This window comes from Streptomyces parvus (assembly GCF_014648875.1).
In the GTDB taxonomy this organism is placed as follows: domain Bacteria; phylum Actinomycetota; class Actinomycetes; order Streptomycetales; family Streptomycetaceae; genus Streptomyces; species Streptomyces parvus.
The window spans coordinates 1-554 of record NZ_BMRY01000055.1; the positions used below are offsets into that span (position 1 = coordinate 1).

General features: G+C 71.3%; 2 protein-coding genes. Both read right to left on the reverse strand.

Annotated features, from left to right (window positions below):
* Positions 1-153 (reverse strand): CBS domain-containing protein (locus IE140_RS35770; RefSeq protein WP_189461123.1); only part of this gene is annotated, 153 nt, incomplete at its 3' end.
* A gap of 127 nt (positions 154-280) precedes the next feature.
* Positions 281-554 (reverse strand): DUF305 domain-containing protein (locus IE140_RS35775; RefSeq protein ID WP_189461125.1); only part of this gene is annotated, 274 nt, incomplete at its 5' end.

Consider the following 554-nt stretch of genomic DNA (forward strand, 5'->3'; position numbering starts at 1 on the left):
GTCGGTCACGATGCCGCAGAGCCGTTCGTTCTCGTCGGCGACAGGAAGCGCCCCCACGTTCAGTTCGCGCATCAGCTGCGCCGCGCGGTCGAGAGTCTCGTGTTCCGGGATCCAGCGGGCCCCCGGGTGCATGATGTCCTTCGCCGTGGTCATGGGGTGCGTGCCTTTCGTCGGACGTCCTTGGGCGTACGTCGGTCCCCGAGCGCCTTCATTCTGCGGGCACGCGTCGGCCCCCGCGACCGCAGCGGGTCACGGGGGCCGGGAACGTCCTGCGGACGCCTCAGGCGGTGGCGCCGCGCTTGCGGTGCATGTCCGCCATCAGCAGGATCTCCGACTCCTGGGCGTCGACCATGCCCTGGGCGAGGTTCCGCTCGACCTCCACCGAGCACCGCTCCACGCACCCCTGGGCCATGTGGACCCCGCCCCTGTGGTGCTCGGTCATGAGCTTCAGGTAGAGGACCTCGGCCTTCCGGCCACTGGCCCTGCGCAGCTCGTCCAGCTGCGCGTCGGTCGCCATGCCCGGCATCAGGGCCCCGGCCAGCGCGTCGGCGTCG